Origin of the sequence: Saccharothrix sp., assembly GCF_031180885.1 — a bacterium.
In the GTDB taxonomy this organism is placed as follows: Bacteria; Actinomycetota; Actinomycetes; order Mycobacteriales; family Pseudonocardiaceae; genus Actinosynnema.
Window position 1 is genome coordinate 58,502 of sequence record NZ_JAPSLK010000006.1, and the last position, 15,795, is coordinate 74,296.

13 protein-coding genes are annotated in these 15,795 nt (G+C 71.0%); 8 read left to right on the forward strand and 5 right to left on the reverse strand.

The genetic code is table 11. From position 1 onward, the window contains the following. Positions 1-2: 2 nt before the first annotated feature. Complete coding sequence (locus RIN75_RS11220; RefSeq protein ID WP_375295942.1) at positions 3-1,085, forward strand: CapA family protein; 1,083 nt, start codon at positions 3-5, stop codon at positions 1,083-1,085. Between the two features lie 3 nt (positions 1,086-1,088). Here the strand turns inward: RIN75_RS11220 and RIN75_RS11225 are convergent, their stop codons facing one another. Then, positions 1,089-1,979, reverse strand: a complete 891-nt coding sequence (locus RIN75_RS11225) for a LysR family transcriptional regulator (RefSeq protein ID WP_309111778.1) — start codon at positions 1,977-1,979, stop codon at positions 1,089-1,091. Positions 1,980-2,030: 51 nt separating this feature from the next. Between RIN75_RS11225 and RIN75_RS11230 the strand changes: the two genes are divergently transcribed. After that, positions 2,031-2,708 carry a type 1 glutamine amidotransferase domain-containing protein gene (locus RIN75_RS11230; RefSeq protein ID WP_309111779.1) on the forward strand — a complete coding sequence of 226 codons (678 nt, stop codon included), beginning with the start codon at positions 2,031-2,033 and terminating at the stop codon, positions 2,706-2,708. Positions 2,709-2,728: 20 nt separating this feature from the next. Here the strand turns inward: RIN75_RS11230 and RIN75_RS11235 are convergent, their stop codons facing one another. The 3 genes from RIN75_RS11235 to RIN75_RS11245 form a co-directional block, all read right to left on the reverse strand. Next, positions 2,729-3,661 carry an o-succinylbenzoate synthase gene (locus RIN75_RS11235; RefSeq protein WP_309111780.1) on the reverse strand — a complete coding sequence of 311 codons (933 nt, stop codon included), beginning with the start codon at positions 3,659-3,661 and terminating at the stop codon, positions 2,729-2,731. A 59-nt stretch (positions 3,662-3,720) separates the two neighbouring features. After that, positions 3,721-4,236, reverse strand: a complete 516-nt coding sequence (locus tag RIN75_RS11240) for a hypothetical protein (RefSeq protein ID WP_309111781.1) — start codon at positions 4,234-4,236, stop codon at positions 3,721-3,723. Between the two features lie 914 nt (positions 4,237-5,150). Continuing rightward, a complete protein-coding gene (locus RIN75_RS11245; protein ID WP_309111782.1) occupies positions 5,151-6,812 on the reverse strand; it encodes a DNA repair helicase XPB in 1,662 nt (553 codons plus the stop codon). A gap of 903 nt (positions 6,813-7,715) precedes the next feature. On the opposite strand from RIN75_RS11245, the gene RIN75_RS11250 reads away from it, so the two are divergent. The 4 genes from RIN75_RS11250 to RIN75_RS11265 all read left to right on the forward strand — a co-directional run bounded on the left by RIN75_RS11250 (position 7,716) and on the right by RIN75_RS11265 (position 10,604). After that, entirely contained in the window at positions 7,716-7,970 is a 255-nt protein-coding gene (locus RIN75_RS11250) for a hypothetical protein (protein WP_309111783.1), read from the forward strand. 319 nt (positions 7,971-8,289) lie between these two features. Continuing rightward, positions 8,290-9,069 carry a hypothetical protein gene (locus RIN75_RS11255; RefSeq protein WP_309111784.1) on the forward strand — a complete coding sequence of 260 codons (780 nt, stop codon included), beginning with the start codon at positions 8,290-8,292 and terminating at the stop codon, positions 9,067-9,069. Between the two features lie 56 nt (positions 9,070-9,125). Beyond that, entirely contained in the window at positions 9,126-9,599 is a 474-nt protein-coding gene (locus tag RIN75_RS11260) for a hypothetical protein (protein ID WP_309111785.1), read from the forward strand. A gap of 111 nt (positions 9,600-9,710) precedes the next feature. After that, entirely contained in the window at positions 9,711-10,604 is an 894-nt protein-coding gene (locus tag RIN75_RS11265) for a hypothetical protein (RefSeq protein ID WP_309111786.1), read from the forward strand. Between the two features lie 77 nt (positions 10,605-10,681). Here RIN75_RS11265 and RIN75_RS11270 read toward each other — a convergent pair whose 3' ends face one another. Then, the gene (locus RIN75_RS11270) at positions 10,682-11,548 is read right to left on the reverse strand and encodes an ABC transporter substrate-binding protein (RefSeq protein ID WP_309111787.1); all 867 of its coding nucleotides are present in this window, start codon (positions 11,546-11,548) and stop codon (positions 10,682-10,684) included. A gap of 556 nt (positions 11,549-12,104) precedes the next feature. On the opposite strand from RIN75_RS11270, the gene RIN75_RS11275 reads away from it, so the two are divergent. Continuing rightward, positions 12,105-15,371 (forward strand): nitrate- and nitrite sensing domain-containing protein, encoded by a 3,267-nt coding sequence (locus RIN75_RS11275; protein ID WP_309111788.1) that lies wholly within the window; start codon positions 12,105-12,107, stop codon positions 15,369-15,371. Next, positions 15,368-15,787 (forward strand): roadblock/LC7 domain-containing protein, encoded by a 420-nt coding sequence (locus tag RIN75_RS11280; protein ID WP_189221129.1) that lies wholly within the window; start codon positions 15,368-15,370, stop codon positions 15,785-15,787. The genes RIN75_RS11275 and RIN75_RS11280 overlap by 4 nt, the downstream gene beginning before the upstream one ends. The last annotated feature ends 8 nt before the right edge of the window (positions 15,788-15,795 follow it).

Sequence of the window (15,795 nt, forward strand, 5' to 3'; positions counted from 1 at the left end):
CGCTGGGCAGGCGGCTGGTCCCGGTGTGGCTGGCCGCCTGCCTCGTCACGGCCTGCACCGGGTCACCGGTGGTCATCACGTCACCGCGCCCGGCGCCCACGACGTCGTCGGTGGCCCCGCTGCCGTCGTTCACCCTGGCGGCGGGCGGCGACATCCTGATCCACCCCGCGCTGACCGAGCAGGCCGACGCCGACGGCGACCGCGACTTCGTCCCGCTGCTGTCCGGGCTGCGGGAGGCGATCGACGCGGACCTGTCGATCTGCCACCTGGAGACCCCGCTGTCCGCGCCGGGCGCGCCGACGTACGGCTACCCGGCGTTCAGCGCGCCGCCGGAGGTGGCGACGGCCCTGAAGACCATCGGCTACGACTCGTGTTCCACCGCGTCCAACCACACGCTGGACCGGGGTTCCGGCGCGATCAAGACGACCTTGGACGTCATGGACGCGGCGGGCCTGGCCCACACCGGCTCGTTCCGGTCGCCCGAGGAGTCGTCGACGCCGTTGCTGCTGGACGCGCGCGGGGTGAAGGTCGGGCACATCGCGTTCACGTACGGCTTCAACGGGATTCCGCTGCCCGAGCCCTGGATGGCGAACCAGCTGTCCGTCGAGGGCGTGCTCGCCGCGGCCCGAGCCGCGAAGGCCGCCGGCGCCGAGGTCGTGGTCGCCAGCCTGCACTGGGGCGCGGAGTACCGGCACGAGGCCACGCCGGAACAGCGCCGGATGGCGGCGGAGATCCTGGCCGACCCGGCGGTGGACCTGATCATCGGGACGCACGTGCACGCCGTGCAGCCGATCGAGCAGATCGGCGGCAAGTGGGTCGTCTACGGCATGGGCAACGAGGTCGCCCGCCACTCGGAGCCGCGGGGGATCACGGAAGAGGGCATCGTGACGCGGTTCAAGTTCGTGAAGGACGCTTCGGGGTGGAAGGTGGAACACGCGGAGTACGTGCCCACGCTGGTCGAATTCGGGCCGCCCATTCGGGTGGTGGACCTGACGCGGGTGGAGCGGACTCCTCGGCGTGCGGAGGCGTTGCAGCGCACGGAGAGCGTGGTCGCCAGCATGGGCAGCACGATCAAGCACCCGTGACGGTCACCAGTTCAGGCCTTCGCGCAGCAGTACCTCGCGGACGAGCGTGACGTGCCGGCTCGGTGTCGCGCCTGCCCGTTGGGCCAGGTAAGCGGTGTTGATCGGCGGGTCCTCCGGCGCGACCAGCGGCACCAAGGCGCCCGAGGCCAGTTCGTCCGCGCACAGGTAGCGGGGCAGCACGGTGACGCCCGCGCCCGCCACCACCGCGGACAGCACGCCGCGCAGGTCGGGCATCACGACCGCCGCCTGCGTGGTCAGCCGCACGCCGAACACGTGCCGCCAGTACCGGCGCGCGATGGGCAGGTCCTCGGCGTAGGTCACCAGCGGCGCGTCACCCAGGGTCTCCTCCGTCAGCCGGGACGCCCACGCGGGTGCCGCCACCAGCACGAACTCCTCGTCCATCAACGGCACGGCGGTCAACGTGCGCCCGCGTGGCCGGAGCGTGGAGATCACCAGGTCGAACCGGCCCGCCCGCAGCCCCTCCAGCAGGTCGTCGGTCAGCCCGGTCGTGATCCGCAGCCGCAGGCCTTCCGCCACGTGCGGCGCCAGCGCGGGCAGCACCCGCAGGCACAGGACCTCCGCCGGCCCGGCCAGGTGCACGGGTTCCGGCGGGGCCGTCGGCCGGCCCCGGTCCAGCACCGCCGCCAGGTCGTCCAACGGCCGCGCCACCTCGGCGGCCAGTTCGTCGGCCACCGACGTCGGCCGCACCCCGCGCGGCAGCCGTTCGAAGAGCTGGCGTTCCATGCGCTGCTCCAGCAACCGGACCTGGCTGGTCACGGTCGGCTGGGACAGCCCGAGCACGCGTGCCGCCGACGTGAACGACCCGGACCGGTGCACGGCCAGGAACGTCCGCAGCAGCGCCAAGTCCAACCCATCAGCAGGCTTATGGGACATGATGACCATCCTATTGGTGCACCGATGGCAGTCCGGCCTACCGTCGAGGACATGGCAAAGATCCTGTTCGTGCTGACCGGCGCCGACCACTGGACGCTCGCCGACGGCACCCTCCACCCGACCGGCTTCTGGGCCGAGGAGTTCGCCACGCCCTTCCGGACGTTCACCGAGGCGGGTCACACCGTCGTCGTCGCGACCCCGGGCGGCGTGGTGCCGACCGTCGACAAGGGCAGCCTGTCCGCCGAAGCCAACGGCGGTCAGGCACAGGCCGACGCGATCGCGGCGGAGTTGGAAGGCGCTTCCCAGCTGCGGGAGCCGCTCAAGCTGGAGGACGTCGACCTGGCCGAGTTCGACGCCGTCTTCTACCCCGGCGGCCACGGCCCGATGGAGGACCTGGCGGTGAACGCCGACTCCGGCCGCCTGCTGGCCCGGGCCTTGGGCGAGGGCAAGCCGCTCGCCGTGCTGTGCCACGCACCCGCCGCGCTGCTCGCCGCCGGTGACGCGTTCGCGGGCTACCGGGTGACCGCGTTCACCAACGAGGAGGAGAAGCTCGCGGGCTTGGCGGACAAGGCGAAGTGGCTGCTCCAGGACCGCCTGGTGGAGTTGGGCGTCGACTTCGTGGCGGGTGCGCCGTTCGCGCCGAACGTGGTAGTGGACCGGAACCTGTACACGGGCCAGAACCCGTCGTCCTCCGGCCCTCTGGCCAAGCAGATGCTGGAAGTCCTCTAGCGGCTCACGCCGCCAGGGGGTCACAGGTTCCGCACCCTCGCCACGCGGTCCAACCACTTCCGCGTGGTGGCCTCATCAGCGGCGAACTCCGCGAACCGGTCGGGCACGGGCGCTTGCCGCAACACCGGCAGCGCCCCGTCCACCGGCACCAGGGAAGCGCTTGCCACGTCCCCGTCCAGCAGCGGCAGTGTGCCCAGGCCGCACGCGAAGTCCAGTTCCGGCAACGCGCCCGCCAGTGCGAGCCCGGCGGCCATGCCGACCGACGTCTCGACCGCCGACGACACCACGCACGGCAACCCGCACGCCTCGGCGACCTCCAACGCCCGCCGCACCCCGCCCAGCGGGGCGACCTTGATCACCGCCACGTCCGCCGCGCCGGCGACCGCGACCTTCAGCGGGTCCTCGGCGCGGCGGATCGACTCGTCCGCCGCGATCCGGACGTCCACCCGCCGCCGCACCGCCGCCAGCTCCTCCACCGACGGACACGGCTGCTCGACGTACTCCAGCCCTTGCGCGGCCTTGTCCAGTTCACGAATGGCCCGGACGGCCGTGTCCACGTCCCAGGCCGCGTTCGCGTCGACCCGCACAGCGCCCTTGGACCCCAACGCGTCCCGCACCGCCGCGACCCGCTCCAGGTCGTCGGACAGCGGCGTGCCCGGGTCGGCGACCTTCACCTTGGCCGTCGAACACCCCGAGGCGGCAACGATCGCGTGCGCACGCTCCGGCGACACCACCGGCACCGTGCAGTTGACCGGAACGGACTCCCGGACCGGCTCCGGCCACCCGACCTCCGCCGCCTCGACCGCCGTCCGCCACCAAGCCACGCACTCGGCGTCCGAGTAGTCGAGAAAGGCGCAGAACTCACCCCACCCCCGCGCCCCTTCGACCAGGACACCTTCCCGAACGGTGATGCCCCGGAACCGATTGCGCAGCGGAATCGAGTAAACCAACACCCGCCGACCCTAAATCCCTCCACTCCCCGGATCGGATCGAGGGCTGGGCCGGATCGAGGCTAGATCGGGTCAAGCGCAGCCACCCGCCGCAACGCCCTCTCCGCCAACTCGGGATCGGTATCGCCGACCTCCGCGGCAACCTCCTCAACGGCGATCCGCAAGGCAGCCGCGAACTCGTCCACCCGCCGATCAAGTTCCGCCAACGCCCGCGTCGACTCGGCGATCTCCGCCGCCAACCCCACCCGGTTCTCCGCGCGAGCCAGGGCGTCCCGCACCACAAGGCTCTCCCTCAGCGCGACCAACGCCCGCCACAGCAACACTTCCACGCCCCGCAGGCAAGGTGAGTCGGACACCTCCGCGACCGCCAGGAAGTGCTCACACATCCGCCGAGCCCGCCGCCGCTGCTCAAGGTCGGAGAACTGCTCGCAGTGCACGACATCCCGATCGGATGCCGCCACCACCACATCCCACTCAGAAACCCGAGGCCGAACCCAACCCACCACGCCGAACCCCACCAGCACCGCCCCCACCAGCCCGACTTTCCAGCCCGGCGACGGCACCACCACCCCGATCACGCCACACAACGCCACCCCAACCCCCGCCAATAATCGCCCCCGCCTCCCCCGAGCCCGCCGAACAGCCCGCGCAACAGCCGCCCCCCGCCCAGCCGCCCCCACACCGGCCTGAGCCCACCCATTCGCACCCCGCCCAGCCCCAGCCGCACGCCGCTCTGCCCCAGGCCGCCCAGCCGCATCCACCTCAGCCCCAGGCCGCCAAACCCACCAGCGAGGCACCGGCCGAAGCCGCACCACCACCGTCATCCCGCAGCCACCCACCCAGCCCCGGCGCAACCGACCCCTCAACCTAGCGCCCCCTCATTCCACCCCCTCCGCCCACTCACTCCCCACCGGCCCCGCGACCTCCTCCTACTCCGGGACGCGCGACCCCCACCCCGGTTCCCAAACCCGCATGTCCCCCGATCGTGTACTCCCGCCCCCGCCCCTCTTCACTCGCCGCACCCACCCCCAATCTCCTTCCCACCGCGGCCTCCCAACCACTCCCACCCAGCGCAATCCCTCCCACCGCGACACCGCAACCCGCCTTGTCCACGGCAGGGCGCGTTAGTGGCGGGGTGCGCGGCGTGGCGGATGCGGTTGTGTGGGTGATGCGGCGCGCAGCCGGGCTGGCGGCGCGGCGAGGGCGCGGCACGGGGAGGGCGCGGCGGAGGCGCGGGAGTGGCGGGCGCGGTGCGGTGGGCGCGGTGGGGCGGGTGCGGCGAGGGCGGCGCGGTGCGGCGGGCGCGGTGGGGCGGGTGCGGTGTGGCGGCGTTGGGTGCTTCGTGGCGCGGCTCGTGCGGGGTGGTGGCGGGTAGGGCAAGGGGGCGTGGGGTGGTTGGGTGGCCGCGCGACCCTTCCTCACATCACGGGACGCGTGAGGTGAGGAAGGGTTCCGGATTCTGCATGTCACACGATCGGGTGGCCGCCCGGGGCTACGGGACCTCGGGGAGCTTGGGGCCCAGCAAGTCGTCCGCGTCCACGATCTTGTAAGCGTAACCCTGCTCCGCCAGGAAACGCTGCCGGTGAGCCGCGTAGTCGGTGTCCAAGGTGTCCCGCGACACCACCGAGTAGAAGTGCGCCTGCCGCCCATCCCCCTTGGGCCGCAACAACCTCCCCAACCGCTGCGCCTCCTCCTGCCGCGACCCGAACGTGCCCGACACCTGCACCGCCACCGACGCCTCCGGCAGGTCGATGGAGAAGTTCGCCACCTTCGACACCACCAAGGTCCGAAGCTCGCCCCGCCGGAACGCATCAAAAAGCGCCTCGCGTTCCTTGTTCTTCGTCGAACCCTGGATCACCGGGGCGTCCAGCTCCTCGCCCAGCGTCTCCAACTGGTCCAGATACGCCCCGATCACCAGGGTCGGCTCCTCCGGGTGCCGGTCCAGGATCGCGCGCACCACGGGCAGCTTCGTCCGCGCCGTGGAGCACAGCTTGTACCGCTCCTCGGCCTCGGCGGTCGCGTACTCCAGGCGTTCGTTGTCGGTCAGGGTCACCCGGACCTCGGTGCACTCGGCCGGCGCGATCCAGCCCTGGGACTCGATGTCGCGCCACGGCACGTCGTAGCGCTTCGGCCCGATCAGCGAGAACACGTCGCCCTCCTGACCGTCCTCGCGCACCAACGTCGCCGTCAGACCCAAGCGCCGTCGGGACTGGAGGTCGGCGGTCATCCGGAACACCGGCGCGGGCAGCAGGTGGACCTCGTCGTAGACGATCAGGCCCCAGTCGCGCGAGTCGAACAGCTCCAGGTGCTTGTACTCGCCCTTCGACTTGCGGGTGATCACCTGGTAGGTCGCGATGGTGACCGGGCGGATCTCCTTGCGCTCGCCCGAGTACTCGCCGATCTCGTCCTCGGTCAGCGACGTCCGCGCGACCAGCTCCCGCTTCCACTGCCGGCCCGCGACCGTGTTGGTCACCAGGATCAACGTGGTCGCCTGCGCCTCGGCCATCGCCGCCGCGCCGACCAGCGTCTTGCCCGCCCCGCACGGCAGCACGACCACGCCCGAACCGCCCGCCCAGAACGCCTGCGCCGCCAACCGCTGGTAGTCGCGCAGCTTCCAGCCGTCCTCGACCAGGTCGATGGGGTGCGCCTCGCCGTCGACGTACCCGGCCAGGTCCTCGGCCGGCCAGCCGATCTTGAGCAGCAACTGCTTCAGCCGACCGCGCTCGCTCGGGTGCACGACCACCGTGTCGTCGTCGATGCGGCTGCCCAGCATCGGCTTGACCTTCTTGTGCCGCAGCACCTCTTCCAGCACGGCCCGGTCGAGGGAACTCAGCACCAGCCCGTGCGCCGGGTGGTTGGTCAGCTGGAGCCGCCCGAACCGGCCCATCGTGTCGACCACGTCCACCAGCAGCGGCTGCGGCACGGGGTAGCGGGAGAACCGGACCAGCGCGTCCACGACCTGCTCGGCGTCGTGCCCGGCGGCCCGCGCGTTCCACAGCGCCAGCGGCGTGACGCGGTAGGTGTGGACGTGCTCGGGGGCGCGCTCCAGCTCGGCGAACGGCGCGATGGCGGTGCGCGCGTCGTCAGACAGCGGGTGGTCGACCTCGAGCAGCAGGGTCTTGTCCGACTGGACGATCAAAGGGCCGTCGGTCACGAGAGCGCACTCCTGTCGTTGGCGTACCTCCAGTGTTCCAACCGGGTGCAAGTCGATCGCGCCGCCGTGGCCGTCCGGTCACGCTCCGCGCACGGCTTCGGTTTGATAAAGCTGTGAACGCCCGGATCGGTGATCGATAGCGTGCCAGACCTTCCCGCCATGCCCCGACGCGTGGAATTCCGGGAACCCCCGATGTGAACGAAGGTCACCATGAGCACGGACGCGCCCGCGCCACACCGTCGGGAAGGTGCTCGGCGGCACGGGCGAGTCGTGCGGTGGCGAGTTCTACGACGAGTGCACCGAGACCACCAACCGCGGCCCGGATTCGAAGCTGTGTTTGATGCCGAAGGTCGACGAGGGCGGTTGCCAAGCTGGAGGTCGGCTAACCGAAGGTCGACTGCTCGACCGCGGAGGCGTACAAGGTGGTCAAGAAGGCCACCGGTGTCGAGAACGAGACCGCGTGCACCGAAGGTGTGGCGATGACCTTCCCGGAGCCGAAGCTCACCATCTGCCTCGCGCCTACCGAGAACGCCTGAGCGCGGAATCCGACGGCTGACGCCTGCCTGCCCACTCCGGTTGCGAACCGGGCTGGTCGGCGCCGCGGCTTCGCGTCGCGGAATCTGTCCACCCGTTCCGGTCGAGCCGACTCGGCCGAACGGCTGGTGCGGGAAGGCCTAACAGCCGCTGATCAGCCTTGCGCCGGCATGGCAACTAGTCTTATCGGTGCAATTCCTTTAGGTTCGCCCGAAAGAAGGCAAACTTCGGCTGATTGGCGGTAAGGCCAGGCGGGCTGCCTGGTCGCCGGCTCGTCGGGCAATGTCAAAGGGAAACCCAAGCGGCGCCCGCGGTGTGCCTGCTAAGCTCTGATCCGTTGTTGATCGAGTTGAGTTGGGGGCGCAAATCATGCGTTATTTCCGGATTGGGATGGTCGCCATTGCCGCTGCGGCGGCGATGGCGTTCACCGGCGGAACTGCGAACGCTGACGGTATCGCATGTGTCAAGCTGCTCAGCGGGTTGGGTTACCCTCCGAACGAGCAGATCGCTGCTGGTTGCGGGAAGGGGCAGGCGGGCCAGGTCATCGGCTGCATCTTCACGTTGCAGAGTGCGGGTGTCGCACGCGATGACGCCACCTGGGCATGCGACGTCGCCAGCGACTGAGTTCCAAAGCTTCGCGTGCGGCACTTGGGTGTTCTGCGCTGATCAAATAGTGCGCTCACGCTATTGTGATCGGGGAATCCGCTCCGGCTTCTGGAGCAGGTGACTGGACTGGTCCGAGTTTCGAGGGTTGAGCTTCCTTTTGGGGGCTTTGGGTCAAGTCAGGTTGTGTCATGTAGGCGAAATTGCACACCTGCTCCGAATGGCCGTGGCAAGAATCGGATGTTCGTGCCACGACCACCCCAGGTGCCTGATCGCGGGGCCGGGTGCGCGTGCCGCTACCTTCTGTGGCGTCACGCGCACCCGTCCAGCGAGGATGACCATGAGCGACGAGCCGAGCCGGCCCCAGGCCGGCGGCGAGAACGGGCCGGACACCACGAGCGGCGGAGCGACGCCGGCGAGCACATTCGGCGCGACGCCGCCCGGCGCGACCACGCCCGGCCCGATCACGCCGGACACCCCCGCCGGCGAGACCAAGCCGTACGCCGAGGGCGAGACCAAGCCCCACGCCGAGGGCGAGACCAAGCCGCACGACGGCTCCTCCCGGTACCTGGTCACCCCGGAACACGAGGACGACGCGCCCGCCCCCGCGAGCCCGGCCGGCTCCAAGCGCAAGCTGCTGATCGGCGCGCTCGCGGTCGTCGTGCTGGCCGCGGTCGCCGTCGCCGGGTACTTCGTGCTCAGCGAGCGGTCCACGGCGGACGCGGGGGACTGCGTCAGCATCGGCCGCCAGGACGAGAACAACCGGGCCGACGTCAAGACCCTCGACTGCGACGACAACGAGGCCTCCTACAAGGTCGGCAAGGTCCTCGGCTCCTCCGACGAGGCCTGCCCCGAGGAGGGCCTCTACACCGAGGTGTCCCCGGCGGCCGGCGTGGGCGACGGCTACAAGCTGTGCCTGCTGCCCAACATGGCCAAGGGCGCCTGCTACAAGCCCGACGACGGCACCGGGTTCGTCAAGACCGACTGCAAGGGACCGGAGACGATCAAGGTCACCGACGTCATCGAGGGCGACGTCGACCTGTCCCGGTGCCCCGACAGCGCGGGCATGTCCTACCCGGAGCCCAAGGTCACCTACTGCCTCGCTCCCGCGGAGCTGTGACCCCTTTGCGGTGAACCCGGTCAACCCGGCGGGCGGCCGTGCCGATGTCGTAGACCATGCGGAAGATCGGATGGGTCATCGGCGCGGTCGCCGTCGTGGCGGTCGGGGCGTACGCCTACGCGTTCGTGATGACCGGCAGCGACCGCGGGCCGCGCCCGCAACCCGGCGAGTGCGCGCGCATCGAGGGCCGCCCGGAGTCGCCCACCTACCGCGCCGCGAGCTGCGCGGACGACTTGGCCAACGTGAAGGTCGCCAAGGTGGTGGACGCCGAGGCGGAGTGCCCGCGGGGCGGTGCGCAGTACACCCGGTTCACCGGGTCGACCACGCTGTGCCTGATCCCGAACTTCGTCGAGGGCGCCTGCTACGGCCGCGACGAGAAGGCGGGCCTGCGCAAGGTCGACTGCACCAACGCCCAGGCGGTCAAGGTCGTGAAGGTCGCGCACGGCGCGCCCACGACGTGCGAGCCGAACCGCACGGTGGCCTACCCGGAGCCGTCGGTCACGTTCTGCCTGGCCAAGAACACCCCCTGACGCCGGGTCCGGTCGGTGGGGTGACCCGCGTCGGGGATGCGTGGAATCCGCTGCGGCGGGCGGGTCGGCGGCGGTACGTTCCGGCTCGCCCGAGCGTCGAGAGGAACACGCGTGACCACGCCCCCGCCCTACGGCCCGCCACCGGGCGGCAACCCACCCGGCTACCCGCCGTCCCAGCCGTCGGGCTTCCCCGCCCAGCCGGGTCAGCCGGGGTACCCGCCGCCCGCGCAGCCCGGCTACCAGCAGCCCGGCTACCCGCCGCCCTACCAGCCACAACCGGGCCAGCCGGGCCTCGCCGGCGTGCCGGGCGCGTACCCCGGGCAGCAGCCGGGCGGGTACCCGGGGCAGCAGCCGGGCGCCTACCCCGGTCAGCCCGGCTCCGGTGGGTTCCCAGCCCAACCCCCGGGCCGGCCGGGCTTCCAGCAGCCGCCCCAGTACCCGGGTCAGCCCGGCTTCCCGCCCGGCCAGTCGGAGTTCCCGCCCCGGCCCGAGCAGAAGACCTCCAACGGTGCCAAGCTGCTGATCGCGGTGGTCGTGCTGGCCATCGTGGGCGTCGTGGTCGCCGGCCTCATCGCGGGCAAGGACAGCCCCGGCGGCGCGGAGGCGGGCGACTGCATCAAGGTCAACTCCGCCTCGGTCTCGAACGCCGACGTCGACAAGATCGACTGCAACTCCCCGGAAGCCGCCTTCAAGGTCGCCGTCAACCTCGACAGCAGCACCAAGGCCTGCCCGACCGGCGACTACGCCGAGTACCGCGACAGCGGCGGCCGGCGCAGCGACGGCTTCAAGCTGTGCCTGACCCTCAACGCCAAGGACGGCGACTGCTTCAAGCAGGAGGGCACGATTGTCGCGGGCAAAACCACCAAGGTGACCTGTGGTTCTTCCGCCACGCACAAGGTGAGCAAGGTCGCGAACACCGCCGACGAGAACGAGTGCAAGAGCGGCGACACGGTGTTCGTTTACTCACAGCCCGCGACCACGATCTGCATGACCAAGACGAAATAGCCGAAGGGGCCTTCCCGTGATCAACGTGGAAGGCCCCTGGAAATGGCCACGCTGTGCGACCAAGCGGTCGCTCGGCGCTAGTTCGTGGTGCCCGGTGGCAGCAATCCCTGGACGTCCAGGCGGCCCGGGAGGACGTCCTCGGTGTCCATCATGTCCGCGACCCGCTGGAGCCGGATCGGGTTGAGCGACAGCGGGAACGTGCCGACCGACACCAGGGCGGCGGTCTGCTGGTCGACGTCGACGTAGCCGGTCAGCGCGTCCTGCACGCCCAGCTTGTTGTTCGACGCGAGCTGCTGCGCCTCCCGCAGGACGTGGCGGAACAGGGCGAGCGTCTTGGGGTTGGCGTCGGCGAACTTCTTGCTCGACGCGTACCCCGACATCGGGAAGTCCTTGGTGGGGCCGACCGCGGTGTCGGTGACGATCCGCGCGCCGACGTCCTTCTGCGCCTTGGTGATGAACGGCTCGGTCATCCACGCGGCGTCGACCTGGCCCGCGCGCAGCGCGTTGACCATCTGGTCGAACGGCATCACGCGCAGGTTGATCCGCTGCTTCTCGATGCCGGCGGTGTCCAGCACGGCCTTGGTGGTCAGCGCGCCGATGTCCTTGTCGCTGTTCACGGCGATGCGCGGGGCCTCGATGCTGGCCGGGCCGTCGTACTTGTTGTCGGTGGTGACCAGCGCCATCGTGTTGACGCCCGCCTGGTAGGCCTCGCCCTGCAGCTGCAGCTGGGTGCCCTCGGCGACCGTGCGGAACAGGTTCACGTGGCTGGCCCACGTGATGTCCAGCGTGGTGTCGAGCTGCTTGAGGCCCTCCTCCTCGCTGCTCAGCGTCACCAGCTGCACCGAGAGGCCGGCCTTCTCGAACAGCTTCTCGTTGGTGGCGAGCTTGAGCGGGGCGACGTCGACGACGGGCATCACACCGATGCGCAGTGTGTTGCGTTCCACCTCGGGTGTGTCGTTGCCGTCGGTCCCGGGCAACAGCCCACAGGCCGTCAGGGTCGCGGCACACGCGAACAACGCTGCCGCACGCCGGAGAACACGCGCTGGGGTTGGCATGGCACCTCTCGCCGCGACGACCTCTTGAGCCGGTCCAATTGATCAACTGATTTCTCGGCCGGAAACGCCGATGCGGGGGATGGTAACCACCCGGAGGTGTGAAACGACAGTCCCGGCAGATACGGTGAGTGCTTCCGGAGTCTTCCCCGGGGCAGGGGTGCGGCACTACGCTCACCGGCCGGGTGGCACAAGGTCCGTGCGGACCGTCGTGCCCCCGCCGAAGGTGGGGTGCCTAGCCGGCGCTACCACCTCTGTGCTGCAATTCGGCCCACTTTTCGTGTCCATGCTTCGGTCCGGGGGAGAGGCCGGGGAACACTGCTGCCGGAAGAGGAAGCCCAGGGTGGCCCGACGAGAGAGAGGTCCCAGCCAGGCTGGCGTGGGGATGCCCCCACGTTCCGAAAGCCCCGGAACGGGTGACGGACTGGCTGCGTTGCGTGATGGAACTGTGACCGAGTCAACGGGCGCTGGGCCGAGCACCGACGTGCGGAAGAAGAACGCCGCGACCGCGGCGGGCTGGCGGCTGCGCAACTGGAAGCTGCCCACCAAGCTGGCCGCCGTGCTGCTGATCCCGACCGTCGCGGCGCTCGCGCTGGGCGGTCTGCGCGTGCAGTCCGACCTGGAGGACGCGACCGAGTTCAACCGGCTCGCCAACGAGATCCAGCTGGAGTCGGCGGTCGCCGACCTGGTCCAGCAGCTCCAGCGCGAACGCGACCTCAGCGCGAGCCACGTGGCGTCGGGCAAGTCGCTCGACCGCGTCGTGCTCGACCGGCAGCTGCGCCGGGTGAACGACACCTCCGACGCGCTGAAGACCAAGATCACCGAGCTGAGCGGCGACCTCGACGACGACGTGGTGGCCCGGTTCCGCCGCGCCTCCGAGCAGCTGACCCGCCTCAACAGCCTGCGCAACGCCGTGCGGGACACCGCGTACCCGTCCGACGCGGTCCTGCGCACCTACTCCGAGTCCGTGGAGAGCCTCCTGGACCTCGGTGAGCAGGCCATCGCCGGGATCAACAACCCGGAGCTGGTGCGACTGCACCTGGCCACCAACGCGATCGCGCGCGTCAAGGAGCAGGAGTCCCGCAAGCGCGGCATCATGCTCGACGTGTTCCAGCGGGGTTCCTTCGGCCCCGGCCAGACCCGCGCACTGCTCGCCGCGAACGCCGAGCTGGACGCGGCCCGCAACGACTTCCGCAAGTCCGCGACGCCCGAGCAGGCCAAGATCTACGACGACACCGTCACCGGTCTGATCGTCGACACCGCGAACGACATGCAGGAGTCGGCGCTGAACCTGGCCGCCGCCGGCAAGGGCCTGGGTTCGCTGCGCCCGGAGAAGTGGGACATCGCGTCCACGCTGACCGTGAACCTCACCCGGGACGTGGAGAACCTGCTGCTGGAGCAGCTGCAGAACCGCACCGACGAGCTGACCGGCGAGGCCCGCACCGCGGCGCTCTACGACTCGATCATCGTCCTCGGCGCGCTGCTGCTGGCGATCGTGATGGCCCTGTTCGTGGCCCGCTCGATCCTCAACCCGCTGCGCACCCTGCGCCGCACCGCCCTGGAGGTCGCCGACCACGGCCTGCCGGACGCGGTCGCGCACATCCTCAAGGACCCGAACCCGCAGGAAGCCGCCAAGACCGCCATCGCGCCGGTGCCGATCACCACCCGCGAAGAGGTCGGCCAGGTGGCCCGGGCGTTCGACGCGGTCCACGGCGAAGCGGTCCGCCTGGCCGCCGAGCAGGCGCTGCTGCGCGACAACGTCAACGCGATGTTCGTCAACCTGTCCCGCCGCTCGCAGGCCCTGGTCGAGCGCCAGCTGAACCTGATCGACCGGCTGGAGCAGGACGAGCAGGACCCCGACCAGCTCGCCTCGCTGTTCGAGCTGGACCACCTCGCCACCCGCATGCGCCGCAACTCGGAGAACCTGCTGGTCCTCTCCGGCACGGACCTCTCCCGCCGGCTGACCCGCCCGGTCCCGGCCGCCGAGGTCCTGGGCGCCGCGGTGTCCGAGGTCGAGCAGTACGCCCGCGTGCAGGTCGGCCAGACCCCGGAGCTCACCGTCCAGGGCCGCGCGGTCAACGACCTCGTGCACCTCATCGCCGAGCTGCTGGACAACGCGACCGCGTTCTCCGACCCGGTGACCAAGGTGACCGTGCGCACCGCCCGCACCCGCAAGGGCGAGCTGGCGATCGAGATCCAGGACCGCGGCGTCGGCATGGCCGAGCAGGAGATCTCCGACGCCAACGAGCGCCTCGCCGACCCGCCCGAGGTCGACGTCGCCGTGTCCCGCCGCATGGGCCTGTACGTGGTCGCGCGGCTGGCCAAGCGGCACGACATCAAGGTCCGGCTGCGCGCCAACGAGGACATCGAGGGCGGCACCACCGCGCTCGTCGTCGTCCCCGAGACGCTGGTGTCCTCGCCCGGTGCCGCCGCGGCGGCACCGACGGTCTCGGCGTTCGGCGAACCCCAGGTGTCCGCGTTCGGCGAACCCCTGGGCGGCGCGACGACCTACTCGAACCCGGCCGAGCGGGCCAGCGGCATCGCCGGCGCGTTCACCGCGACCACGCCGCGCGTCGAGGACGAGCCGGCGTTCCCGGTCAGCTTCGTGCAGAGCGACGGCGAGCCGGACGCGGCGGGCCTGCCGTCCTTCGGCGAGACCCCGGCGGAGACCTCCGGCGAGATCTCCCAGCCGTGGCTGCCGATGGGCGACGACCACACCGCGCGGGACGTCGACAACGAGCCGTCCGGCTCCTTCGGCGAGCCCACGCTGTTCACCGCCTACTCCGACCGGCACGAGGACGACGACGCCGACCAACACGGGTTCGAGACGACCCAGTTCGCCCCGGCCATCGGCAGCCGGCTCGCGGGCGAACCGCTGGTGGACGCCTTCGCCGACCACCCGGAACCGTCCCACGTCGAGTCGGCGCAGGTGGAGCCCGCGCAGCGCAACGGTTCGGCCCCGCACGCGCCGGAACCCGCCCCGGCGCCCAGCCGGGACGACCTGGACGCCCCGACCGAGCGGCTGCCGATCTACGAGGCGGTCCTCTCGCAGTGGTTCCAGGCCGTGGGCAGCGAGACCAACGCGGCCACCGCGCAGGACGTCCCGCCGGCCCCGGAGCCCGCCGTGGAGGCTCCGCAACCGCCGCAGGCCTCCCTTGCCCTGCCGACCCGCAAGCCCCAGCCCGTGCCCCCGGTCGCGCCGACCACGGAAGGCGGCCCGGCGCACCCGCCGGTCGCGCCGCGCGAGGTCGACCAGGGCCGGCCGTTCACCGAAGGCGGACTGCCCAAGCGGCAGCCCGGCTCGGCCGACCACCTGCCCAAGCGCGCCGCGGAGGTGCCCCGCGTGACCGAGCCCGAGCCGGTCGTCGAGCCCGAACCCGCCGCGGCGCCCGCCGAGTCGGTGTGGCAGTCGCCCGCCGACGAGGGCTGGCAGGCGGCCCAGGCCCTGCTCAGCAAGGCCCCCGAGACCACGACACAGGCAGGGTTGCCCAAGCGGGTGCCCAAGGCTCAGCTTGTGCCGGGATCCGCCGCACCGAGGACCACCGCGTCCGCGGAGCGGCAACCGCAGCAGCGGCCCCCGCTGCCCCCGCGGAGCGCTGACGCGATCCGCGGACGCATGTCGAGTCTTCAGCAGGGCGTCCGTCGAGGGCGACACGCGTTGATCGACGCTTACGCTGGTGACATGTCGAGCCGGCAAGACGAGGAGCAGGAGTGACGACCGCAGCTCAGCCAGGCAGCTTTGGTTGGCTTATCACCGACTTCGTGCGCCGGGTTCCCGGTGTGGCACATTCCGTGGTCGTGTCGGCGGACGGGCTGCTGCTCGCCGGCTCCCAGGGACTTCCCCGGGACCGCGCCGAACAGCTCTCCGCCGTCGCGTCCGGACTGGTCAGCCTCACGGCCGGCGCGGCGCGGTGCTTCGAGGCCGGTGCCGTCAACCAGACCGTGGTCGAGATGGAGCGGGGGTACCTGTTCCTGATGTCCATCAGCGACGGCTCGTGCCTCGCCGTCCTCGCGGCCCCGAACTGTGACATCGGTCTCGTGGCGTACGAGATGACCCTCCTGGTCGAGCGCGTCGGCCAGCAGCTCACCCCGGAGCTGCGCGCGCAGCTCCAGGGCGTGGTTCGGCGGTAGTCCTCATG

Excerpts from the sequence above, each read along its gene's own strand:
- RIN75_RS11260 (WP_309111785.1), top strand. The coding sequence starts at position 9,126 with ATGCGGAAGATCGGATGGGTCATCGGCGCGGTCGCCGTCGTGGCGGTC.
- RIN75_RS11250 (WP_309111783.1), top strand. The coding sequence starts at position 7,716 with ATGCGTTATTTCCGGATTGGGATGGTCGCCATTGCCGCTGCGGCGGCG.
- RIN75_RS11225 (WP_309111778.1), bottom strand. The coding sequence starts at position 1,979 with ATGTCCCATAAGCCTGCTGATGGGTTGGACTTGGCGCTGCTGCGGACG.
- RIN75_RS11230 (WP_309111779.1), top strand. The coding sequence starts at position 2,031 with ATGGCAAAGATCCTGTTCGTGCTGACCGGCGCCGACCACTGGACGCTC.
- RIN75_RS11255 (WP_309111784.1), top strand. The coding sequence starts at position 8,290 with ATGAGCGACGAGCCGAGCCGGCCCCAGGCCGGCGGCGAGAACGGGCCG.